The sequence below is a fragment of the Pseudomonas sp. PDM20 genome, assembly GCF_014852575.3.
In the GTDB taxonomy this organism is placed as follows: domain Bacteria; phylum Pseudomonadota; class Gammaproteobacteria; order Pseudomonadales; family Pseudomonadaceae; genus Pseudomonas.
Genome location: NZ_CM181224.1, coordinates 4,989,537 through 5,011,631, shown reverse-complemented (window position 1 = coordinate 5,011,631; position 22,095 = coordinate 4,989,537). Strand labels below are relative to the sequence as shown.

Here is a 22,095-nt window from a genome sequence, read left to right as displayed (position 1 = left end):
GGTCGCCAAGCAATCGGATTGGCGGCCCGTGCCGGTCTTTTGCGACAATTCCCGAATTGTCGCCATGACAGCCCATTCCAGGGACCGGCTCCGCACCTGCTCGCGCCGCTCCCGCCTGATGCCCGCGAAGCCGATGACCACAGACAGTACGCCGACCCCCGAACAGCTCCTGCAGCGCATGGATCACGCGATGATCCGCGACCGCCATCGCCTGCGCCGGCAGCTCCACGAACTGCGCAAGCACCCCGACGAGGCCAAGCTCGCCCAGTGGGCCGAGCGCTTCCAGGCCTCCTGCGCCAAGGCCGAGGCACGTCGTGCGAGCATCCCGAAGATCCGCTACGACGACAGCCTGCCCATCGCCGCCAAGCGCGACGAGATCAAGGCCGCGCTGGAAAAGAGCCAGGTGGTGGTGATCGCCGGCGAGACCGGCTCGGGCAAGACCACCCAGCTGCCGAAGATCTGCCTGGAGCTGGGCCGTGGCACCCATGGCCTGATCGGCCACACCCAGCCGCGCCGGCTCGCCGCGCGCAGCGTGGCGACCCGCGTTGCCGAGGAGATCGGTACGCCGCTGGGTTCGCTGGTCGGCTACCAGGTGCGTTTCGAGGACCAGAGCGACGACAGCACGCTGATCAAGCTGATGACCGACGGCATCCTGCTGGCCGAGACCCAGCATGACCGTTACCTCGAGCGCTACGACACGATCATTGTCGACGAAGCCCACGAACGCAGCCTGAACATCGACTTCCTGCTCGGCTTCCTGAAGACCCTGCTGCACCGCCGGCCGGACCTGAAGCTGATCATCACGTCGGCGACCATCGACCTGGAACGCTTCTCCAAACACTTTGGCGATGCGCCCATCGTCGAGGTCTCGGGGCGCACCTACCCGGTGGACACCTGGTACCGCCCGCTGGCGGCGGAAGTAGACGAGGACGGCGAAGCGCTGTTCGACGACCTCTCCGTGGACCAGGGCATCCTCCGCGCGCTGGACGAGATCGCCGCCCACGAGCGCGAAATCGGCAAGCGCCCCGGCGACGTGCTGGTGTTCCTCCCCGGTGAGCGCGAGATTCGCGACGCCGCCGACATGCTGCGCAAGGCCAACCTGCGCCACACCGAAGTGCTGCCGCTCTATGCGCGGCTGACACCGGCCGAGCAGCAGAAGATCTTCGCGCCCATGCCGGGGCGCAAGATCGTGCTCGCCACCAACGTCGCGGAAACCTCGCTGACGGTACCGGGCATCCGCTATGTGATCGACAGCGGCACCGCGCGGATCAGCCGCTACAGCTACCGCGCCAAGGTCCAGCGCCTGCCCATCGAAGCCGTCTCGCAGGCCAGCGCCAACCAGCGCAAGGGCCGTTGCGGCCGGGTCGAGCCGGGCATCTGCGTGCGCCTGTACAGCGAGGAAGATTTCAACGGCCGCCCGGCCTTCACCGATCCGGAAATCCTGCGCACCAACCTCGCGGCGGTGATCCTGCAGATGCTCCACCTGCGCCTGGGCGACATCGAGGCCTTCCCCTTCATCGAGCCGCCGGATGGCAAGGCGATCAACGACGGCTTCACCCTGCTGCAGGAACTCTCGGCAGTGAACCGCGAGGGCCAGCTGACGCCGCTGGGCCGCCAGCTGGCGCGCCTGCCCATCGACCCACGGCTGGGGCGCATGCTGCTGGAAGCGGCGCAACTGGGCAGCCTGCCCGAAGTGCTCACCGTGGCCAGCGCGCTGTCCGTGCAGGACCCGCGCGAGCGGCCGATGGACCGCCAGCAGGCCGCCGACCAGGCCCACGCGCAGTGGAAGGACCCGGACTCGGACTTCGCGGCGCTGATCAACCTCTGGCGCGGCTTCGAGGAGCAGCGCCAGGCGCTGGGCTCCAACCCGCTGCGCAACTGGTGCCGGAAGAACTTCCTGAATTACCTGCGCCTTCGCGAATGGCGCGATGCGCACCGCCAGCTGACGCTGATCTGCCGCGAACTGCAGCTGCCCTTCGGCTCCAAATCTGACGGCGCCCAGCGCAAGAGCGAGCCCGCTCGCGCGCAGGCCACGCAGCACGACAACCGTGGCCGTCAGCCGGTCGCCAAGGCGGACGAGCCGAAGGCCCGTGACATCGACTACGCCGCCGTGCACAAGGCGATCCTCTCCGGCCTGCTCAGCCAGATCGGCCAGAAGGCGGAGGAGGGCGACTACCTCGGCGCGCGCCAGCGGCGCTTCTGGATTCACCCCTCCAGCGTGATCGGTCGCAAGAAGCCGCAATGGATCATGGCCGCCGAGCTGGTGGAAACCACCAAGCTGTTCGCCCGCATGGTGGCGAAGATCGAGCCGGACTGGCTGGAGCCGCTGGCCGGGCACCTGGTGAAGAAGAACTACCTGGAGCCGCACTGGGAAAAACGCCGTGGCCAGGTGGTGGCCTACGAGCAGGTCACCCTCTACGGCCTGATCATCATCGGTCGCCGCCCGGTGAACTACGGCCCGATCGATGCGCCGGTGTCCCGCGAGATGTTCATCCGCGAGGCGCTGGTACGCGGCGAGATCAACAGCCGCGCCAAGTGCCTGTCGGCCAACCGCCAGTTGCTGGAGAAGCTCGACGAGCTGGAGGCCAAGGCGCGCCGGCGCGACATCCTGGCCGACGAGGAAACCCTGTTCGCCTACTACGACGAGCGCTTGCCGGCGGACATCTACCAGTCCGCCAGCTTCGAGAAGTGGTACGAACGCGAGCACAAGCAGCAGCCGGACCTGCTGATCATGCGCGAGGAGGACGTCCTCGCCCGTGACGCCAGCGAAGTCACCGCCGGCCTCTACCCGGACCGCCTGCGCCTGGGCGACCTGCAGCTGCCGCTCACCTATCACTTCGAGCCGGGCCACGTGCGTGACGGCGTGACCGTGCGCGTGCCGGCGCCGCTGCTGCCGCAGTTGCCCGCCGAACGCCTGGAGTGGCTGGTGCCGGGGCTGCTGGAGGCCAAGTGCATCGAGCTGGTGCGCAGCCTGCCGAAGGCGATCCGCAAGAACTTCGTGCCGGTGCCGGACTTCGTCCGCGCCGCGCTGGGCAAGATGGTCTTCGCCGAGGGCGGGTTGTCCGAATCCCTGGGCCGCGAGCTGCAGCGCATGACCGGCAGCCGCGTACCGGAAGAAGCCTGGGCGGAGGCCGAGACCCAGGTGGAAAGCCACCTGCGGATGAACATCGAAGTGGTCGACGCCCGTGGCAAGTTCCTCGGCGAAGGCCGCGACCTCGTTGAACTCACCGCGCGCTTCGCCGAGGCCAGCCAGGCTGCGCTGGCGATCCCGCAGGCGGACAAGCCGCAGAAGCCGGTGGAGGCCAAGGGCTTTGGCGAAGTCGCGGAGAAGCTCCAGCAGAAGGTTGCCGGGCTGTCGATGACGGTCTACCCGGCGCTGGTGGAAGAGGCCGGCGTGGTGAAGGAAAACCGTTTCCCGACCCAGGCCGAGGCCGACTACCAGCACCGCCGCGCCCTGCAGCGCCTGCTCCTGCAGCAGCTCGCGGAGCCGGCCAAGTTCCTGCGTAGCAAGCTGCCGGGGCAGACCGACATGGGCCTGCTCTACCGCGAGCTGGGCCGCGTCGAGTCACTGGTGGAGGACATCCTGCTGGCCAGCCTGGACAGCGCCATTCTCGACGGCGAAAGCAACCTGCCGCGCGATGGCGCCGGGCTTGCGTCGCTGGCCGAGAAGAAGCGAGGCGCCTGGACCGAGCACGCCGAGCGCATCGCCCGCTTGACCCTGGAAATCCTCAAGCTCTGGCATGGCCTGCAGAAGCGCTTCAAGGGCAAGGTCGACCTCGCCATGACGGTGCCGCTGAACGATGTGAAGGGGCAGTTGGCCAAGCTGGTCTACCCCGGCTTCGTCCGCGACACGCCGCTGGAATGGCTGAAGGAATACCCGCGCTACCTGAAAGCGATCGAGCAACGTCTGGACAAGGTCGCCGGTCAGGTCCAGCGCGACCGCGTGTGGAGTGGCGAGATGGCCGGTTACTGGGAGCAGTACTCGGCGCGCGTGGCCAAGCATGCCCAGGAAGGCAAGCGCGACCCGGAACTGGTGATGTACCGCTGGATGCTGGAGGAATACCGCGTCTCGCTGTTCGCCCAGCAACTGGGGACGAAGGTGCCGGTGTCGGACAAGCGCCTGTCGAAGCAGTGGAGCCAGGTCGAGGCTTGAGCTGCGGAGTCGCCTGTAGGAGCGGGCCATGCCCGCGATTCGCGCGCATGGCCCGCTCCTGCAGGAAATATTCCGAGGTCAGTCGCGCTTGGGGATGTTCAGCCCGCGCTGTACCGCCGGCCGTGCGAGGAATTTCTCCAGCACACGCTTCACGTTCTGGAAGTGGTCGAAGCCCACCAGGTCGCCTGCTTCATAGAAGCCGACCAGGTTGCGAATCCACGGGAACGTGGCGATGTCGGCGATGGTGTAGCGTTCGCCCATGATCCAGTCGCGGCCTTCGAGGTGGCGGTCGAGTACGGCCAGCAGGCGCTTGGACTCGTCCACGTAGCGCTGCAGCGGGCGCTTGTCCTCGTAGTCCTTGCCGGCGAATTTGTTGAAGAAGCCGATCTGGCCGAACATCGGGCCGATCCCGCCCATCTGGAACATCAGCCATTGCAGGGTTTCATAGCGGCCGCTGGCGCCGGGGGCGATCAGCGAGTCGGTCTTGTCGGCGAGGTAGACCAGGATCGCGCCGGACTCGAACAGCGCCAGGGGTTTTCCGTCCGGGCCGTTGGGGTCGAGGATCGCCGGGATCTTGTTGTTCGGGTTCAGCGAGAGAAATTCCGGGGACATCTGGTCGTTGCGCTCGAAGCTGACCAGGTGCGGCTCGTAGGGCAGGCCAAGCTCTTCCAGCATGATCGATACCTTCACGCCGTTGGGCGTGGGCAGCGAGTACAGCTGCAGGTGGTCAGGGTGTTCGGCGGGCCATTTGCGGGTGATGGGGAACGCGGAAAGGTCTGACATGCATACTCCGGTCAGGTGAGCGGGATCTTGAGTCGGCCCTCAGGATAGCCCTCTGCGTGGCCACGGTCATGACCCGCGCGCGACAAACCGGTATGGTGCGGGCCCATAGACAAGCAACCGGCCCCCGATGCGGTCACCAGACAAGGAACCCAGCATGAGCCTGCAAGGCACTTACGATCCGCAGAACATCTTCGCCCAGATCATTCGCGGCGAGGCTCCCTGCTTCAAGCTGTACGAGGACGACGACGTGCTTGCCTTCCTCGATCTGTTCCCGCAGTCCTACGGCCACGCCCTGGTGATTCCGAAGCATTCTCCGGCGCGCAACATCCTCGAAGTCGACCCCGATGCGTTGGCCAAGGTAATGCGCGTGGTGCAGCGCCTGACCGGTGTGATCGTCGAAGAGCTCAACCCCGATGGCGTGCAGGTCGCCCAGTTCAACGGCGCGCCGGCCGGGCAGACGGTGTTCCACATCCACGTGCACATCGTCCCCCGCTATGCCGGCGAGGGCCTGGGGATCCACGCGGCGAACAAGGCCGATACGGCGGAGCTGGAGAAGCTGCAGGCGCGCCTCGTTGCCCGCCTGAACGGCTGAGGCGCACCTGTGCCGGCGGTTACTCGACTGCCGGCTTGATGTCGAAACCGGTGCGGTTGTCGCTGACGATGCGGAAGGCGTTGTTGCCGCCCGGCTCGAGCGGCACCAGCAGTTCACGGCGCAGCATGGCCTTGCTGCACAGGCCGTCGCCGTCCTTGTCGCCGATGATGCCGACCACGTGCTTGCCCACCGGTACGTGGAAGCTGGCCGACTCACCCTTGCCGATGCGCGCGGCGATTTCATGGTCGATGGTGAGGGCGACGAAGCAGCCGCCGCCGATGTAGCCCACGTCGCGGGTGACATCGACCTTGACGCTGTCCTTGCCCGGTTGCTGGTAGGCCAGCAGGCGGTCAGTGGGGACGGGTTGGACTTCATCGCTCTGGTACGAAGCACAGCCGGAAAGCGCGAGCAGGGACAGGACGGCAAGGATCGAACGCATAGACTTCCTCCATGGACAATGCAGCCTAGGCTAGCCCATCCGACCGGTTTCCGTCGGCTGGGCTACGCACCGTAGGAAATTGGAGTAGTCTTCAGCACATGTGATTCGGGCTGGAGTGCCCGATTGCCGCCATTCAGGCCGATCCGCCGGGCGGTCGAGCCAAGGAGCAGGGCTGATGCACCGCAACAGCGATCCCGACCATCTGTTCGACTCCAGTGCCGGACCTACCGGGCTGGAGGAGGCAGACCATCGCCTGCTGATGCGGCTGATCTTCGGTTGCACCGGGGCGACCCTGGGGTTGTTCTCGATCCTGCAGTACCTCGCCGGCAATCTCTGGCTGGCTGGCGCCGAACTGGTCACCTGCGGGCTGCTGCTGTGGGCGGCGCACCGGCTGCAGCGTGTGCGTCGGCTGGTGCCGTGGATCATCGCCTACCTGTTGCCGACCTTCTGTTTCATCCTCTACATCATCGTCATGCCCAACGCCTCGGCCTCGGCCTTCGTCTGGGTCTATCTGATGCCGGTGATGGCCTACCTGCTGCTGGGCAAGTGGCGTGGCTTCCTGCTCGCCGTGCCGTTCATGCTGATCGCCACGCTGATGTACCTGCATGCGAACCACCTGCGCCTGGATGCACCGGGGCTGATCGATATCGGCAACGGCATCTTCTGTGGCGTGCTGGTGATTGCCTTCATGCACGTCTATGAAGAGCGCCGCGCTGCCGCCTACAAGCAACTGCGGCACCTGGCGCTGACCGATGCGCTGACCGGCGTGGCCAGCCGCGAGAGCTTCCAGCGTGCGCTGAGGCGATGCATCCAGGAGGCGGCCCGCTACGAGACGCGGCTGGTGCTGGTAGTGCTGGATGTCGATCACTTCAAGAACATCAACGACCAGTGGGGTCACGATGCCGGCGACAAGGCCTTGCAGCACCTGTGCAACCGCCTGCGCCACCGCCTGCGCGCCACCGACCTGATCGGCCGGCTGGGCGGCGAGGAGTTCGGCCTGCTGCTGCCCTTCACCGATCGCTTCGACGCCAAGCCGCTGGTGGAATCCCTGCGCCGCGACATCGACGAGGCGCCGCTGATGTACCACGGGGAGCGCATCGAGATTTCCGCCACCTTCGGCCTCGCCGAGTGGCCGGGCGACGGTCTGGATGCCGATGAACTCTACCGCTGCACCGACCGCCGCTTGTATCGCGGCAAGGCCGAGGGGCGCAATCGGCTGGTCTACAGCGACCCGGCCTGAGTCCGCTTCGCCGCCAGCGGCTCGGTGAGGCGCGCATAGGCCGTGCGCACCTGGCGCGCCATCTTCCGTTCCACCCATTCGTAGCTCAGCCAGGACAGCAGCAGGATCGCCGGTACGGCGACGCTCAGCGTCTGATAGGGCGTCAGGCCCAGCCGCTCATGCAGCCAGTAGGCGGCCAGCCAGAGCACGATCACGTGCAGCAGGTACACCGAATAGGACCAGTCGCCCAGCGCATGCAGCACTTTGCTGCGCTCGAACAGCGGCTCCAGTGCCACACACGCGGCCAGCAGCGTGGCGGCAGGCAGGCCCCAGGTCAGCAGGCGCCAGGGATGATCGGCGGGGAACGCCGCGATGGTCGTCACCGCCACGGCAGCCATCAGCAGGGCCAGCGGCCGGGGCAGGTTCAGCCAGCCGCGCCGGTACAGCGCCGCCAGGCCCAGGCCGAGGAGAAACTCGAAGATGATCGGATTTCGGTAGAAGTTGCTGAGCCAGGGTTCGCGCGCCAGCACTTGCGCCACCAGCAGCACCAGCGCGGTCACCAGCCAGGGGCGCCAGCGCTCGGCGACCAGGAAGGAGAGGGCGAACAGGCCGTAGAAAAGCATCTCGAAATTCAGCGTCCAGCCCACCGGCAGCACCGGGTACAGACCGAAACCACCGGGGTTTTCGCTGGGGATGAACAGCAGCGAGAGCAGCAGCGATTTGCCGCCGACGCCGTAGATCGGCATCACGTCGGCGAAGGCATAGATGATCAGGGCGGTGATCGCCGTGTACAGCCAGTAGGCCGGGGCGACACGGGCCAGGCGCTGGACCAGGAAGGTCACTGGCGACATCGGCCGGCCGGCGCTGGAGAGGTGGATCACGAAGCCGCTGAGGACGAAGAAGATGTCCACCCCGACCTGGCCGCGGGTGGAGAGGAGCTTGCCGCCGAGGCTGTCGGCGCGGAAGTCGAAGAACACTTGCATGAAGTGATGGAACACCACCAGCCAGGCGGCCAGTGCCCGCAGTGCCTGAAGCGAAACCAGCATGGGTGGGCGAGTCCTCCGTCGGTGGATAAAAGAAAGGGGCGCGACTTTGCGCGCCCCTTTCCTCGACAGTCAGGTGTCGCCGATCGTTCACCGGGCCTGCTGGACGGTCGCGGCCGGCATCGCCGGTTCACGTTCCAGACGCAGGCACAGCAACGCCGTGATGATGGCTGCCACCGGCAGCATGGCGCCGACCCAGGGCAGCGCGGCGAGGCCGGGGCCGTGGTCGATGGTCATGCCGCCAAGCCAGGCACCCAGGGCGTTACCCAGGTTGAAGGCGGCGATGTTGAAGCTGGCCGCGACGCTCTGGCCGGCGCCGTGGGCCTTCTCCAGCACCCACATCTGCAGTGGCGGCACGGTGGCGAAACCGGCGGCGCCGAGCAGCGCGATGAAGAGGACCACGGCGACCTGGTTCTGCAACGCGAAGCTCATCAGGCCCATGACCACCGCCAGTGCCACCAGGCTGCCCAGCAGGGCCGGAACCAGTTTGCGATCAGCGAGCTTGCCGCCGAGCAGGTTGCCCAGCACCAGGCCGCCGCCGAACACCAGCAGCACGGGCGACACGGCGCTTTCGGAGAAACCGGAGAGACGGGTCAACAGCGGCGACACATAGCTGAACACGGTGAACACCCCGCCGAAGCCGAGCACGGTGGTCAGCAGGCCGAGCAGCACGGCCGGGCGCTTCAATACTCGGAAGTCGTCGCGCAGGTTGCCGGCGGCGGGCGGTGCGCCGTGGCGTGGCAAGTAGATCGCCAGGATCGCCAGGGCAAGCAGGCCGATGCCGGTCACCACCCAGAAGGCTGCGCGCCAGCCGTAGAGTTGGCCGAGCCAGGTGCCCAGCGGCACGCCGAGGATGGTGGCGACGGTGAGGCCGGTGAACATCAGGGCGATGGCCGAGGCGCGGCGTTCGGCCGGTACCAGGCTGGTGGCGACCACCGAGCCGACGCCGAAGAAGGTGCCGTGGGCGAAGGAGGTCAGCACCCGGGCCGCCATCAGCGTGGTGTAGTCCGGAGCCACGGCACAGGCCAGGTTGCCGAGGGTGAAGATCACCATCAGCCCGAGCAGGGTACGGCGCTGCGGCCAGCGCGCGGTGAGGGCAGTGAGCAGCGGCGCTCCGAGCACCACGCCCAGCGCGTAGCCGGAGATCAGCAGGCCGGCGGCGGAGATGGAAACGCCGAAGTCATGACCGACTTCCAGCAGTAATCCCATGATCACGAATTCGGTAACGCCGATGCCAAAGGCACCGGCGGTCAAGGCATACAAGGCAATGGGCACGTGGGCTCTCCCGGACGATTCGAAGAATGCTCGCCACCTTATCCCCGTGCGTATTGCTGATATAGACTGCCTATAAGCAAATCACCTGTGAATTGAATTCAAGATGGCCCGCCCCGACGTCAATCGCTTCGGCGAAATGGAAGTCTTCATCCGTGTGGTGGAAACCGGTGGCTTCACTGCCGCTGCGCAGCAGTGCGGGATGACGCCCTCGGCGGTGAGCAAGCTGGTGGCGCGCCTGGAGGATCGTCTCGGCGCGCGGCTGTTCAACCGCTCCACCCGACGTCAGCAGCTCACGGCTGAAGGCTCGGCGTTCTACGAGCGCAGCCTGCGCATCCTTGCCGATCTGGATGAAGCCGAGCGCGAGGCTTCGGTCAGTGCCGAGCCGCAGGGCAGGGTGCGCATCAGTTGCAACCTGCCGGTGGGCCGGCAGTTCCTCATCCCGGCGCTGCCGCTGTTCTTCGAGCGCTATCCGGGCGTCAGTCTCGACCTGCAACTGACCGATGAAGTGGTGGACCTGCTGGAAGTGCGTGCTGATGTCGCCGTGCGCAGCGGCCCACTGCGGGACTCGCGGTTGGTGGCGCGTTCGCTGGGGGAGTCCGGACACAAGATAGTCGCCGCGCCCGAGTATCTGGCGCGGCACCCTGCGCCGCAGCATCCGCGCGAGCTGGGCGAGCACAACTGCGTGGGTTTCAGCTACCGGCGTGTCGAGCCGGACTGGCCATTCCTGGACAAGCCGGCGGATGCCCCCGAGCCCAGCGGCAACCTGCTGGCCAGCGACGGCGACAGCGTGCGTCATCTGGCGCTGGCCGGGCTGGGGCTGGCGCGGCTGGCAGAATTCCAGGTACGCGAGGATATCGCTGCCGGACGGCTGGTGGCGGTGCTGGAGGACTTCAATCCTGGCGACCGCAAACCCATGCACGCGCTCTACCTGGGCAAGCCGGGCCACCTGCCGGCGCGGGTGCGCGCGGTGCTCGACTTCCTCGCCGAGCACGTGCGCATCGACTGACTCAGGCGGCTTCGAGCAATGCCAGGGTATCGGCCGCGCCCATCATCTTCGCCGCGGCCAGCGCCGTCAGGCCGCTGGCGTCGCGGGCCTCGCGGTCGGCGCCGTGTTCCAGCAGGCAGCGCACGATCTCCGGGCGATTGAACATCGCCGCCATCATCAATGCGGTCTTGCCATCGGGGGAGACGCCTTCCACCTGCGCGCCCCGGCTGAGCAGCAGGCGCACCATCTCCAGATCGCCCTTGAAGGCGGCCCCGGCCAGCGGCGTCTGCCCGGCGTTGTTGCGCAGGTCCGGGTCGGCGCCGTGATCGAGCAGCACGCCAACGGTGTCGTGGTGGCCGTAATAGCTGGCCAGCATCAGCAAGCTGTCGCCCTTGTGGTTGCGCAGGTTGGCCGGCAGGCCCTGCTGCAGCAGTTCGGTCAGGCGCGGGGTATCACCCTGGCGGGCCAGGTCGATCACCTGATTGGCGAATTCCAGGGTCTGTTCGTCCATTTCCGGGCGGTTCGCGGCACTCATCCTGAAGTCTCCTTGGCAAAGTCGGGAATGCACTGAAGGATAAGGACTGGCGCGCCTGGGCGCGCCAACACTGTGCCTATGGTGCCGGTGGAAAATTTCAATCCGTTGCTCCAGGGCAGGCGTGGCGTGATTTATGTCCATGATCTTGCGCAAATGCCGCCCTCGCACGGCGACTTTTCGGCGAAAATTGCAGCATAATCAGCGATCAGCGGTTGCACCTGGGGTGAAACCGCAAACCGCCGGGCGGGCAAAGGTGCCCACCGTCGGTGGGAGTGGCACACTGCCCTGTTGCGGGGATCGCCATCCCGAAGCCTTCGCGCCAGGACGCGGAGCGACGAATATCCAGTGCCGGCCAATGGGCGGGCACCTTGATGCCTAACCTTGCCGCCCGGCCCGGCGGCGCAGATTGAGAAGAGGATTGACCGTGCATAAAGTCGTGATCAGCGGAACCGGCCTGTATACCCCGCCGTTCAGCATCTCCAACGATGAACTGGTGGAATCCTTCAACAGCTACGTCCGCAGTCACAACGAGCAGAATGCCGAAGCCATCGCCAGGGGCGAAGTCGAAGCACTGTCCGAGTCCAGCTCGGCGTTCATCGAAAAGGCTTCCGGTATCAAGAGCCGCTTCGTGGTGAACAAGGAAGGCATCCTCGATCCGCAGCGCATGGCGCCGCGCATTCCGGAGCGCTCCAACGAAGACTGGGGCATCCTCTGCGAGATGGCGACTGCCGCCGCCAAGCAGGCCCTGCAGCGTGCCGGCCGCACCCCCGAAGACATCGACGGGGTGATCGTCGCCTGCTCCAACCTGCAGCGGGCCTACCCGGCCGTGGCCATCGAAGTGCAGGCTGCCCTCGGCATCCAGGGCTTCGGCTACGACATGAACGTCGCCTGCTCCTCGGCCACCTTCGGCATCCAGGCCGCCGTGAACAGCGTGCAACTGGGCCAGGCCCGCGCGATCCTCATGGTCAACCCGGAAATCTGCACCGGCCACCTGAACTTCCGCGACCGCGACAGCCACTTCATCTTCGGCGACGCGGCCACCGCCGTGGTCATCGAGCGTGCCGACCAGGCCACCAGCGAGCACCAGTTCGACGTGGTCAGCACCAAGCTGCTGACCCAGTTCTCCAACAACATCCGCAACAACTTCGGCTTCCTCAACCGCGCGGCGGAAGAGGGCATCGGCAGCCGTGACAAGCTGTTCGTGCAGGAAGGCCGCAAGGTGTTCAAGGACGTCTGCCCGATGGTGGCCGAGCTGATCGGCGAACACCTGGCGCAGAACGACATCCCGGTCAGCGACGTGAAGCGCTACTGGCTGCACCAGGCCAACCTGAACATGAACCTGCTGATCACCCGCAAGCTGATCGGCCGTGACGCCGAGGCCCACGAAGCGCCGGTGATCCTCGATACCTACGCCAACACCAGCTCCGCCGGTTCGGTCATCGCCTTCCACAAGTACCAGGACGACCTGCCCGCCGGCTCCATCGGCGTGCTGAGCTCCTTCGGCGCCGGCTACTCCATCGGCAGCGTGATCCTGCGCAAGCGCTGATCGTGCCCGCCGACGACAGCGAGCTGTTGTCGCGCCTGCTGGCCGGTGACCAGCAGGCCTTCCGCACTCTGGTAGCCAACTACCAGGGTGCGATGCGCGCCGTGGCCATCGCCATCGTCGGCGCCGCTCATGCCGATGAAGTGGTGCAGGACGCTTGGCTCGCTGCGGTGCGCAACCTCGATGGCTTCCAGGGTCGCTCCAGCCTGAAGACCTGGCTGCTGACCATCACTGCCAATACCGCCAAATCGCGCCTGCGCAAGGTCCGCCGCGACGTTTCGCTGGACGACCTGCCTGCGCCCCACGGCAGCCTCGACGAAACCCGCTTCGCCGCCGACGGCCACTGGAGCCCGGCGCCGCTGGCCTGGCACGAGGACTCGCCCGAAGCCCTGCTGGCCGAGGACGAACTGCGCCTGTGCCTGGAAAAGACCCTGCTCAGCCTCTCCGAACTGCAGCGCAGCGTATTGCTGCTGCGCGAACGCCAGGGGCTGGAGTTGGAGGAGATCTGTAATCTGCTGGAGGTTTCGCTCTCCAATGTCCGGGTGCTGCTGCACCGTGCGCGACTGAAGGTGTTTGCCACCGTGGAGCACTTCGAGGAGACCGGGGAATGCTGACCTGCAAGGAACTGGTGGCACGCTCCAGCGACCTGCTGGACGAACAGCTGGGCTGGCGCGAGAAACTTGCGCTGCGCCGGCATCTCCTGCTGTGCCGCAACTGCCGGCGCTATCTGCGACAGATGCGTCTGGCCCAGGCCACCCTGCGCCTGCTGCCGGACCCGCCGCGACCCGACTCGGAACGCCTGGCCGACCACCTCGCCGAACTGCGCCGCGACAGCGCGCGGCGCTGAATCATTCGGACCTGTGCAGTCGGCGCGGGATGAACACCTCGTAGCGCTTGCCGGATACGTCCGTGCGATGACGGTCCTGCAGCCGAATCCTCAGCCCAGACTTTGCGCTCGCCACGCATCCAACCCGCCCGACAGTGCCCACGTCCGCGGGTGTCCGAACGCCTGCAGCCGCTCCGCCAGCATCGCCGCGGAAAGCTCGTGGGGACAGGCACAATAGATCACCACGTCCTTGTCCTCCAGGCTGCCACGCAGTTCGTCCAGCGCCCCGTCCAGGCGGAAGGCGATGGAGCCGGGAATCGCCTCGTCATCGAACTGCGCACGCACATCGAGAATCAGCGGAGGCTCGCCAGCGTCCAGGCGCGCCCGCAGCTCGTCGACGCTGATGCGCGGTATCCGCGAGGTGCGCTTGAGCAGGCTGAAGCGCTGCCAGAGCTTCCAGACGATGAACAGCGCGAAGGCGCCGAGTAACGCCGCGACGCCGACGCTGGCGTACTCGGTGAGCAGGTCGAGGATGCGGTCCACCGCGCTGCTGAAAATACTCCCTAGCAGCAGCGCGGAGCCGGCCCAGAGCGCCGCTCCGGCGCAGTCGTAGGCGAGGAAGCGCGGTAGCGGCGTGCGCGTCATGCCGGCCATGGTGGTGGTCAGCGCGCTGGCCCCGGGGAGGAAGCGCGAGATCAGCAGCGCGCGCGGGCCGACGCGCAGATAGAAGCTCTGGCTCTGACGAATGCAGCTGTCCGGCGACAGCGAAACCTTGCACACGCTGCGCAGCATGAAGCCGCCATAGTGCCGCCCGGCGCAGAACCAGATCAGGTCGGCGATCAGGCAGGCGCAGACGGCCACTGCCAGTGCCTGGCCCAGCGGCACGCCGCTGCCTTGCAGCGCCAGGGCGCCGGCGACGATCAGCGCCGGGTAGGCCGGGATCGGCAGGCCCAACTGCTCGAGCAGGACGTTGAAGAACAGCAAGGTGAGGCCGTGCTGCTGGATCAGGGGTTGCAGTTCGTGCATGGGAAAGCCTGGGCGGGAACGGTCTTCCTGGGGAAGGCGACAGCATACCGGTAAAGCGGCCTTCAGAAATGCCTGAAGGCCTAGTGGGACATGGCTTAGGACCTTTATGCCATAAGGAAATCAAAAGTTCCTTTGTAATAAAAGTTTTATCTACGAGCAACTGATCTGAAATAACCCCTCGCCAAGATTCCCAGCAACACAAACGGGGGCCGCCAGAACGGCCTGTGCGAGTCCTTGGGGGGCGCGCAGCAGCCAGGCACTCGGCGTGTTCAACGCAAATACCATTAAGGGGAATCTTCGATGATCCGTAAGCACTTCGCCGGTTACGCCGCCACTGCCCTGGCACTGGCCGTTTCCGCCCAGGCTTTCGCAGGCACAGTCACCACCGATGGCGCCGATATCGTAATCAAGACCAAAGGCGGTCTTGAAGTCGGCACCACCGACAAGGAATTCAGCTTCAAGCTCGGTGGCCGTCTGCAAGCGGATTACAGCCGCTTCGATGGTTTCTACACCAAGAACGGCAACAACGGTGACGGCGCCTACTTCCGCCGCGCCTACCTGGAACTGGGCGGCACTGTCTACAAAGACTGGAAATACCAGATCAACTACGACATGTCCCACAACTCCGGTAACGCTGACAACGGTTACTTCGACGAAGCCTCCTTCAGCTACACCGGCTTCAGCCCGGTCACCCTGAAGTTCGGCCGCTTCGACCCGGACTTCGGTCTGGAAAAAGCCACCAGCTCCAAGTGGGTCACCGCTACCGAGCGTACCTCCGCGTACGAACTGGCTGACTGGATCAACACCCACCAGGACGGCATGGGTGCCCAGGTTGGCGGCGTCGTCGCCAACATGGCTTACCTGGACGCCGGCGTTTACGCCAAGGACGCCGACGACACCGACGGCGACAGCGTCAAGCAGTTCAACTTCCGCGGCGTGTTCGCTCCGCTGAACACCGACGGCAACGTCCTGCACGTTGGCGTGGACTACGCCTACCGTGACCTGGATGACACCGCCTTCGACTCCCGCATCCGTCCGCGTCTGGGCATGCGTGGCATCGCCACCAACGGCGGTAACGACGCTGGCGACAACGGCAACCGCGCTACCTTCGGCGGCGCCACCCTGAGCCCGGCCGGTTCCTACAAGGACGACTCCACCTGGGGTGCTGAATTCGCCTACGCCATCGGCCCGTTCTCCGCTCAGGCCGAATACCTGAAGCGCAAGCTGAAGGCTGATGCCGACGCTTACGAAGACATCAAGGCTGACGGTTACTACGGCCAGCTGGCCTACACCATCACTGGTGAATCCCGCGTGTACAAGCTCGATGGCGCCAAGTTCGACACCATCAAGCCGTCCAACAAGGAAATCGGTGCCTGGGAAGTCTTCTACCGTTACGACCACATCAAGGTTGATGACCCGAACGTGGTCGTGGCTACCGCCACCCGCGACGTGGGCGACACCAAGGCCAGCACCAACACCATCGGTGTGAACTGGTACGCCAACGAAGCCGTGAAGGTCTCCCTGGACTATGTTCACGTCAGCACCGACGGCATCCGCAATGCCAACGGCGACGACGACGGCAACGGTGTCGTGACCCGTCTGCAGTACGTGTTCTAAGAACGACCGCTCTACCGTTTGACTCCTTTGTGTAAACCCCGCCTCGGCGGGGTTTTTTTATGGGAGTTGGACCGTCTTTCTGTAGGAGTGAGCTTGCTCCTGCAGGGTTTGCCTCAACGGAAACCAGGCCCCGCTGGCCGTCGGCGGAATTCGAACTCCAGCAGTTCATCGAACGGATTGCCCATTTCCAGCCGCGTCCAGCCCAGCTTGATGAGGAAAGCCAGTGCCGTCGGGTTGTCCGGCCTCACGCTGGCCCGCCACAAGGGGCTGCTCTGCAGTTCCGGCCGGCTCATCACCAGCGTCATCACCGCGCGCCCGACACCCGAGCCGCGTAACTCCGGGCGCACGGCAAGATCGGTGACGAAGTAGTACGGATGCGCCGCGGTGGGCAGGCAAACCCCCACCACCGCGATCAGTTGGCCGCCACGCAGAATGCTGTACTGGGCCTTGTCCGCATCCTTCAGCACCTGTTCCAGCCAATAGCGATCCATCGGGCCCAGTTGTGCATCGAGCAGAGGATCCTCGAACCAGCTTTCGTACGGCGGGATGTCACCCAGCTGGAAAGGGCGAATCTGCATGCGGGCGCTCTCCGGTGCAGCTTTGGGAAGTTTCACACTCGCATCTGCTGGGCGATTGCGTCAATCGACCCTGAGCGCTCGCGTCATTGAGGCCGCGCGCAGCCAGCACCTACCCTGCGGGCACTCAACCCACCGGGAGTCGACCATGCTGCGCAATCACTTCGAGACCGAGCACAACCTGTTCCGCGATGCCTTCCGATCCTTCCTCAACAAGGAAGTGGTGCCTCACCAGGAGGAATGGGAGGAAGCCGGCGTGGTGGACCGCAGTGTCTGGCGCAAGGCGGGGGAGAAGGGCTTCCTGCTGCCCTGGGCGGAAGAGGAGTACGGCGGAACCGCTCTGAAGGATTTCCGCTACGAACAGATCATGTGTGAGGAACTGGCCGCCATCAACGAGCCGGGTTTCATGATCCCGCTGCACTCGGCGCTGTGCGGCCCCTACATCGCCGAGTACGGCAACGCCGAGCAGAAGGCCCGCTGGCTGCCGGGGATCATCCGTGGCGAGAGTATCCTGGCGGTCGCGATGACCGAGCCGTCCGCCGGCTCCGACCTGGCCGGCATGCGCACCACGGCGGTGGACAAGGGCGACCACTTCGTCCTCAACGGTTCCAAGGTGTTCATCTCCAACGGCCTGCTGGCGGACCTGGTGATAGTCGCGGCCAAGACCGACCCGGCGAACAAGCACGCCATGGGGCTGTTCGTGGTCGAGCGTGGCATGGAAGGCTTCGAGCGAGGGCGCAACCTGAAGAAGCTGGGCATGAAGAGCCAGGACACCGCCGAGCTGTTCTTCAACAACGTGAAAGTGCCGAAGGAGAACCTGCTGGGCGATGCCAAGGGCGGCTTCTTCTACCTGATGAACATGCTGGCCCAGGAGCGCCTGACCAACGCCTGCGGCGCGGTGGCCGGCGCCGAGGCGGCGCTGAACGCGACCGTCGATTACGTGAAGGAGCGCAAGGCCTTCGACCGCCCGGTGGCGCACTTCCAGAACACCCGTTTCAAGCTCGCCGAGATGCGCACGCAGATCGACGTGGCACAGGTCTTCACCGATCGCTGCGTGATGGATCACAACCAGAAGAAGCTCACCCCCGAAGTGGCCGCCGAGGCCAAGCTGTTCACCACCGAGCTGCTGTGCAAGGTGGTCGATGAAGGCGTGCAACTGCACGGCGGCTGGGGTTACATGTGGGAGTATCCGATCTGCAAGATGTACGCGAACGCGCGCATCCAGCGCATCTTCGCCGGTACGTCGGAGATCATGAAAGAGATCATCAGCCGCGGCATGAAGCTCTGAGGCGCGGCGCCCACGCATCGATTGAGCGAAACAGGAGTGCCCATGAACGGCCCGCTCGCCTCACTGAAGATCCTCGATTTTTCCACCCTGCTGCCGGGGCCGTTCGCCTCGCTGCTGCTGGCCGACATGGGCGCCCAGGTGCTGCGCGTGGAATCCCCCACGCGCATGGACCTGGTGCGCGTACTGCCGCCGCACGTGGACGGTACCTCCGCCAGTCACGCCTACCTAAACCGCAACAAGCGCTGTATCGCGCTGGACCTGAAACAGGCCGAGGCGGTGGAAGTGGTGAAGCAACTGGTGCAGGAGTACGACATCGTGCTGGAGCAGTTCCGCCCCGGCGTGATGGACAAGCTAGGCGTGGGCTACGAGGCGCTCAAAGCGATCAACCCGAAGCTGATCTACGTGTCGATCACCGGCTACGGCCAGACCGGGCCGCTGCGCGACCGCGCCGGGCATGACATCAACTACCTGGCCCTGGCCGGCGTTGCCAGCTACACCGGCCGCCGCGAGAGCGGCCCGCTGCCGCTGGGCGTGCAACTGGCGGACATCGGCGGCGGTTCGCTGCACGGCGTGATGGGCCTGCTGGCGGCGGTCATCCACCGGCAGCAGACGGGGGAGGGGCAGCAGGTCGACGTGAGCATGACCGACTGCGCCTTCAGCCTGCATGGCATGGCTGGCGCAGGCTATCTCGCGGCGGGCGTGGAGCCGGAGATGGAAGGCCTGGCGCTCAATGGCGGCAGCTTCTACGACTATTACCGCACCCGCGATGGCCGCTGGTTCTCGGTGGGTAGCCTGGAGCCGCAATTCATGCAGCAGTTCTGTGCCGCCATCGGCCGTCCGGAGCTGGCGGCGCGGGGGTTGTCGCCCAGTCCGGAAGAGCAGCAGGCGCTCAAGCGCGAGATTGCCATCGAGTTCGAGAAACAGGATTTCGCCCAGTGGCAGGAGCGCTTCGCTGCGCTGGACGCCTGCGTCGAGCCGATGCTGTCGCTGGCCGAGGCGGTGGAGCATCCGCAATTGGCAGAGCGCGGCCTAGTCACCCGGGTGCCCAACGGCAAGGGCGGCGAGCAACGGCAGATGGCCTGCCCGATCCGTTTCTCCGCCGGCCTGCCCGAGCCACGGCATATCGGTGCTGCGCTGGGGGCGCATACGGCAGAAGTGATGGCGGAACTGGGTTACACCGACGAGCAGGTTGCGGCGCTCAAGGCAGCCAAGGCTATCGCCTGAGCGGTGTCACTCGCGGCGGGTTTCACCGGTGAAGATCAGCGTCGCACGGCAGCGCCGACAGTAGTAGCGGCGGCCCTGGGCGACCAGGTTGTGGCGCTGGGACGAGAAGGGGAATTCATTGCCCTCGCCGCAGTGGCATCGATACAGGTAGCGGGTGGAGCGGCGGCGCTTGATCTCGTAGGTATGGCAGCGATCGGGCGGCAGACCGTAGATGCCGCGCATGATCAGCTGCCACTCCTCGCCATGCGGGCGAATGCGCGGGCCGAACATCTGGTGGGCAATCAGGTGCGCCACTTCATGGGCCACGGTTTGCTGCAGGAAGTGTTCGTGGTTTTCCTGGTACAGCTGCGGGTTGAAGCGCAGCAGGTTTTCATCCAGGTGGGCGACGCCGGCCTTCTGGCCGCGTAGCCGGAAGCTGACTTCCGGGCGGGGAAAGCGCCGCTGGAAGAAGGCTTCGGCCTGCTGGTAGCAGGCTTCGACGCGAGCGTTGAGCTGTTCAGGCATACAGTGGTTCTCCGACGGGGGCAGATTATGCCGCAGTCGGAGCGCGGGTGGAGGATTTCTCGCGGCCGCTCGTCCGGGGTGCAGGTTCAGGCAAGCCGGGCGAGTTTCAGGCAAGCACGCAAAAGAAAACCGGGCCGCTGGGGCCCGGTTTTCCGTTCGTGTCGTGCAATCAGGTGTATTCCGGGCCGACGCCGCTGCCCCAGAGGATGACCGACAGGGCCATCATCGCCACCAGCACCACCAGTCCTACCGCCAGCACCGAGCTGGAGAACAGGAAACCTTCATCCTTGGGAATGTTCATGAAGGTTGGGATGCCGACATAGAGCAGGTAGACGGTGTAGCAGATCGCGGCGGTGCCGATGATCATGCCCAGCCACAGGTGCGGATAGAGCGCCGCCAGGCCGCCGATGAACAGCGGAGTAGCGGTGTACGCGGCGAACACTATGCATTGGGTCAGCGATGGCGACGCGTCGTAGGTACGGGCCATCCAGTGGATGAAGGCGCCCATCACGGCGACGCCGGCGAGCATGGCGATGTAAGTCATGATGGTCAGCTGGATCGCACTGGCGGCCGTCAGCTTGACCGGTCCCGCATTGCCCAATACCCAGCCGACCTGCGTGGTGCCGATGTAGGCGGAAATGACCGGGATGGCAGCGAGGATCAGGACGTGCGTCAGATACATGTGGCTGATGGATTCTTCTTCGCCACGGATGTCCTGCCATTCCTGATCGGGATGGGTGAAGAGCCCCCACACATGATGGATCATGTCAGCATTCTCCTCTTCTTATAGAAGGTCGCCCCCCAGCGAGGCGCCGAATACGCGTAGCCAGCGTCATCCGGTGCCCGGCCGACCTATGCGACCTTAAGTCGCAGTATAGGAATGGCTGCAGGCCACGTCGTCCGTGGGGTTAGAGCAAATGGAAGTTTCACGGGCGGCTGTAATAGCGCTCCAGAATTTCCATGGCCTTGTTGATCGACTGCAAGCGCGTCGTACTGCCGCCCCGGTCGGGGTGGTGCTGGTTGACCAACTGGCGGTAGCGCAGCTTGATCAGCGCGTAGTCCACCGGGCCGTCTTCCAGCTCGAACAGGGCCAGCGCCGCGGCCTTTTCCTCGTTGCCCTGCATGCGCGTCCAGAAGCTTTCCAGCAGTTTCTCCACGTCGCGCTCGGTGGTTTCCTTCAGGTGTTTCTCATCGAGGTAGTAGGCGCGCAGGGCATCCTGCTCGCCGAGCGCCTGGACACCGCTCATATAAGGAGAGAGACGAATCTGCAGCGGGCCGATCTCCAGGTGCGCGGCGTTCTCCTCCCAGAGCCGGTCGCGCAGGCGATAGAGCGCGTTGAACACCAGGAAATGGGTGCGGAACAGCACCAGCTTGTCGGTCAGCGGCAGGTTGGGCACGTGGGTGGAATGCCGAGCCTTCAAGTGCTGGATCAGCTGGAATTCGGAGATTCCTTCAGGCGCTTCCCGCAACAGCTGCAGGAGCTGGTCCGTCAGGTCGAGGGAAGGTTCGAGATCAGGCGTCATGCGGTCAGATTAGCAGTAGGCCGATAGAGGGGCTGGGGTACGCGTCGCTTTGCGCGTAAAATGACCGGCTTTTCGTCTTGCCCTTCGGATTCCAGAGCACCATGGCCAGCACCCTTTCGGTCAACCAGAACAAACTGCAGAAACGCCTGCGCCGCCAGGTTGGCGAAGCGGTCACCGACTTCAACATGATCGAGGACGGCGACAAGGTGATGGTCTGCCTGTCCGGCGGCAAGGACAGCTACACCCTGCTGGACATCCTGCTGTACCTGCAGAAGGTGGCGCCGATCCAGTTCGAGATCGTTGCGGTGAACATGGACCAGAAGCAGCCTGGCTTCCCCGAGCACGTGCTGCCGGCGTACCTGGAGTCCGTCGGCGTGCAGTACCACATCATCGAGAAGGACACCTACTCGGTGGTGAAGGAGAAAATCCCGGAGGGCAAGACCACCTGCTCGCTGTGCTCGCGCCTGCGCCGTGGCACCCTCTATACCTATGCCGACGAGATTGGCGCGACCAAGATGGCGCTGGGGCACCACCGTGACGACATCCTGGAAACCTTCTTCCTTAATATGTTCTACGGCGGCACCCTCAAGGCCATGCCGCCCAAGCTGCTGTCCGACGATGGCCGCAACGTGGTAATCCGTCCGCTGGCGTACTGCAACGAGAAGGACATCGAGGCCTACTCGGTGCTCAAGGAGTTCCCGATCATCCCGTGCAACCTGTGCGGCTCGCAGGAAAACCTGCAGCGGCAGGTGGTCAAGGAAATGTTGCTGGAATGGGAGCGCAAGTCGCCGGGCCGCACCGAGATCATGTTCCGCGCCCTGCAGAACGTGGTGCCGTCGCAACTGGCCGACCGCAACCTGTTCGACTTCAACAGCCTGCGCATCGACGAGACCGCCACTCCGCGCTTCCTCGACGTGATGAACCTGTAAGACCTCGCAAGGACGC

Annotated in this window: 21 protein-coding genes; 11 read left to right on the top strand and 10 right to left on the bottom strand. The window is 65.3% G+C overall.

Translation table 11 applies throughout. The features are described from left to right. Nucleotides 1-133 precede the first annotated feature (133 nt). Nucleotides 134-4,153, top strand: coding sequence for an ATP-dependent RNA helicase HrpA (hrpA, locus tag IB261_RS23050; RefSeq protein ID WP_192381068.1), 4,020 nt, complete (start codon nucleotides 134-136; stop codon nucleotides 4,151-4,153). A 78-nt stretch (nucleotides 4,154-4,231) separates the two neighbouring features. On the opposite strand, the gene IB261_RS23045 is transcribed toward hrpA, so the two are convergent. Continuing rightward, nucleotides 4,232-4,936, bottom strand: a complete 705-nt coding sequence (locus tag IB261_RS23045) for a glutathione S-transferase N-terminal domain-containing protein (RefSeq protein ID WP_081515856.1) — start codon at nucleotides 4,934-4,936, stop codon at nucleotides 4,232-4,234. A 154-nt stretch (nucleotides 4,937-5,090) separates the two neighbouring features. Between IB261_RS23045 and IB261_RS23040 the strand changes: the two genes are divergently transcribed. Beyond that, nucleotides 5,091-5,528, top strand: a complete 438-nt coding sequence (locus IB261_RS23040) for an HIT family protein (protein ID WP_192381069.1) — start codon at nucleotides 5,091-5,093, stop codon at nucleotides 5,526-5,528. Nucleotides 5,529-5,547: 19 nt separating this feature from the next. Here IB261_RS23040 and IB261_RS23035 read toward each other — a convergent pair whose 3' ends face one another. Beyond that, on the bottom strand, nucleotides 5,548-5,967 hold the full coding sequence (locus IB261_RS23035) for a 3-isopropylmalate dehydratase (RefSeq protein ID WP_081515852.1): 420 nt from the start codon (nucleotides 5,965-5,967) through the stop codon (nucleotides 5,548-5,550). Nucleotides 5,968-6,142: 175 nt separating this feature from the next. On the opposite strand from IB261_RS23035, the gene IB261_RS23030 reads away from it, so the two are divergent. Then, nucleotides 6,143-7,207 carry a GGDEF domain-containing protein gene (locus IB261_RS23030; protein WP_081515850.1) on the top strand — a complete coding sequence of 355 codons (1,065 nt, stop codon included), beginning with the start codon at nucleotides 6,143-6,145 and terminating at the stop codon, nucleotides 7,205-7,207. Here the strand turns inward: IB261_RS23030 and IB261_RS23025 are convergent. Together IB261_RS23025 and IB261_RS23020 are read right to left on the bottom strand one after the other, a co-directional pair. Then, nucleotides 7,189-8,232, bottom strand: a complete 1,044-nt coding sequence (locus tag IB261_RS23025) for an acyltransferase family protein (protein WP_081515848.1) — start codon at nucleotides 8,230-8,232, stop codon at nucleotides 7,189-7,191. The two genes, IB261_RS23030 and IB261_RS23025, sit on opposite strands and share 19 nt — an antisense overlap. An 87-nt stretch (nucleotides 8,233-8,319) precedes the next feature. After that, a complete protein-coding gene (locus IB261_RS23020) occupies nucleotides 8,320-9,504 on the bottom strand; it encodes an MFS transporter (RefSeq protein ID WP_192381070.1) in 1,185 nt (394 codons plus the stop codon). 103 nt (nucleotides 9,505-9,607) lie between these two features. Here IB261_RS23020 and IB261_RS23015 point away from each other — a divergent pair, with 103 nt between their 5' ends. Next, nucleotides 9,608-10,510, top strand: coding sequence for a LysR family transcriptional regulator (locus tag IB261_RS23015; RefSeq protein ID WP_192381071.1), 903 nt, complete (start codon nucleotides 9,608-9,610; stop codon nucleotides 10,508-10,510). Between the two features lies 1 nt (nucleotide 10,511). On the opposite strand, the gene IB261_RS23010 is transcribed toward IB261_RS23015, so the two are convergent. Next, the gene (locus IB261_RS23010) at nucleotides 10,512-11,024 is read right to left on the bottom strand and encodes an ankyrin repeat domain-containing protein (protein WP_138215364.1); all 513 of its coding nucleotides are present in this window, start codon (nucleotides 11,022-11,024) and stop codon (nucleotides 10,512-10,514) included. Between the two features lie 424 nt (nucleotides 11,025-11,448). On the opposite strand from IB261_RS23010, the gene IB261_RS23005 reads away from it, so the two are divergent. From IB261_RS23005 to IB261_RS22995, 3 genes are read left to right on the top strand one after another with little or no spacing between them, the layout of a single operon-like run. Beyond that, entirely contained in the window at nucleotides 11,449-12,570 is a 1,122-nt protein-coding gene (locus tag IB261_RS23005) for a beta-ketoacyl-ACP synthase III (RefSeq protein ID WP_138215363.1), read from the top strand. Nucleotides 12,571-12,572: 2 nt separating this feature from the next. After that, complete coding sequence (locus tag IB261_RS23000; RefSeq protein WP_192381072.1) at nucleotides 12,573-13,181, top strand: RNA polymerase sigma factor; 609 nt, start codon at nucleotides 12,573-12,575, stop codon at nucleotides 13,179-13,181. Further along, nucleotides 13,175-13,414, top strand: a complete 240-nt coding sequence (locus IB261_RS22995; protein ID WP_081515839.1) for an anti-sigma factor family protein — start codon at nucleotides 13,175-13,177, stop codon at nucleotides 13,412-13,414. The genes IB261_RS23000 and IB261_RS22995 overlap by 7 nt, the downstream gene beginning before the upstream one ends. A 90-nt stretch (nucleotides 13,415-13,504) precedes the next feature. Here the strand turns inward: IB261_RS22995 and IB261_RS22990 are convergent, their stop codons facing one another. Continuing rightward, entirely contained in the window at nucleotides 13,505-14,419 is a 915-nt protein-coding gene (locus tag IB261_RS22990; RefSeq protein WP_192381073.1) for a DedA family protein/thiosulfate sulfurtransferase GlpE, read from the bottom strand. Nucleotides 14,420-14,719: 300 nt separating this feature from the next. On the opposite strand from IB261_RS22990, the gene IB261_RS22985 reads away from it, so the two are divergent. Continuing rightward, entirely contained in the window at nucleotides 14,720-16,036 is a 1,317-nt protein-coding gene (locus IB261_RS22985) for an OprO/OprP family phosphate-selective porin (RefSeq protein WP_081515835.1), read from the top strand. Between the two features lie 113 nt (nucleotides 16,037-16,149). Here IB261_RS22985 and IB261_RS22980 read toward each other — a convergent pair whose 3' ends face one another. Next, nucleotides 16,150-16,614 carry a GNAT family N-acetyltransferase gene (locus tag IB261_RS22980; RefSeq protein WP_192381074.1) on the bottom strand — a complete coding sequence of 155 codons (465 nt, stop codon included), beginning with the start codon at nucleotides 16,612-16,614 and terminating at the stop codon, nucleotides 16,150-16,152. Nucleotides 16,615-16,759: 145 nt separating this feature from the next. On the opposite strand from IB261_RS22980, the gene IB261_RS22975 reads away from it, so the two are divergent. Continuing rightward, the gene (locus IB261_RS22975; protein WP_192381075.1) at nucleotides 16,760-17,899 is read left to right on the top strand and encodes an acyl-CoA dehydrogenase family protein; all 1,140 of its coding nucleotides are present in this window, start codon (nucleotides 16,760-16,762) and stop codon (nucleotides 17,897-17,899) included. A 42-nt stretch (nucleotides 17,900-17,941) separates the two neighbouring features. Next, nucleotides 17,942-19,123, top strand: a complete 1,182-nt coding sequence (locus IB261_RS22970; RefSeq protein ID WP_192381076.1) for a CaiB/BaiF CoA transferase family protein — start codon at nucleotides 17,942-17,944, stop codon at nucleotides 19,121-19,123. A 6-nt stretch (nucleotides 19,124-19,129) separates the two neighbouring features. Here the strand turns inward: IB261_RS22970 and IB261_RS22965 are convergent, their stop codons facing one another. The 3 genes from IB261_RS22965 to IB261_RS22955 all read right to left on the bottom strand — a co-directional run bounded on the left by IB261_RS22965 (nucleotide 19,130) and on the right by IB261_RS22955 (nucleotide 21,150). Next, a complete protein-coding gene (locus IB261_RS22965) occupies nucleotides 19,130-19,627 on the bottom strand; it encodes a SprT family zinc-dependent metalloprotease (RefSeq protein ID WP_192381077.1) in 498 nt (165 codons plus the stop codon). Between the two features lie 169 nt (nucleotides 19,628-19,796). Then, nucleotides 19,797-20,393, bottom strand: coding sequence for a Yip1 family protein (locus IB261_RS22960; RefSeq protein ID WP_024764594.1), 597 nt, complete (start codon nucleotides 20,391-20,393; stop codon nucleotides 19,797-19,799). Between the two features lie 160 nt (nucleotides 20,394-20,553). After that, a complete protein-coding gene (locus IB261_RS22955; protein ID WP_192381078.1) occupies nucleotides 20,554-21,150 on the bottom strand; it encodes a DNA-J related domain-containing protein in 597 nt (198 codons plus the stop codon). Between the two features lie 101 nt (nucleotides 21,151-21,251). On the opposite strand from IB261_RS22955, the gene ttcA reads away from it, so the two are divergent. Next, on the top strand, nucleotides 21,252-22,079 hold the full coding sequence (gene ttcA / locus IB261_RS22950) for a tRNA 2-thiocytidine(32) synthetase TtcA (protein ID WP_192381079.1): 828 nt from the start codon (nucleotides 21,252-21,254) through the stop codon (nucleotides 22,077-22,079). The last annotated feature ends 16 nt before the right edge of the window (nucleotides 22,080-22,095 follow it).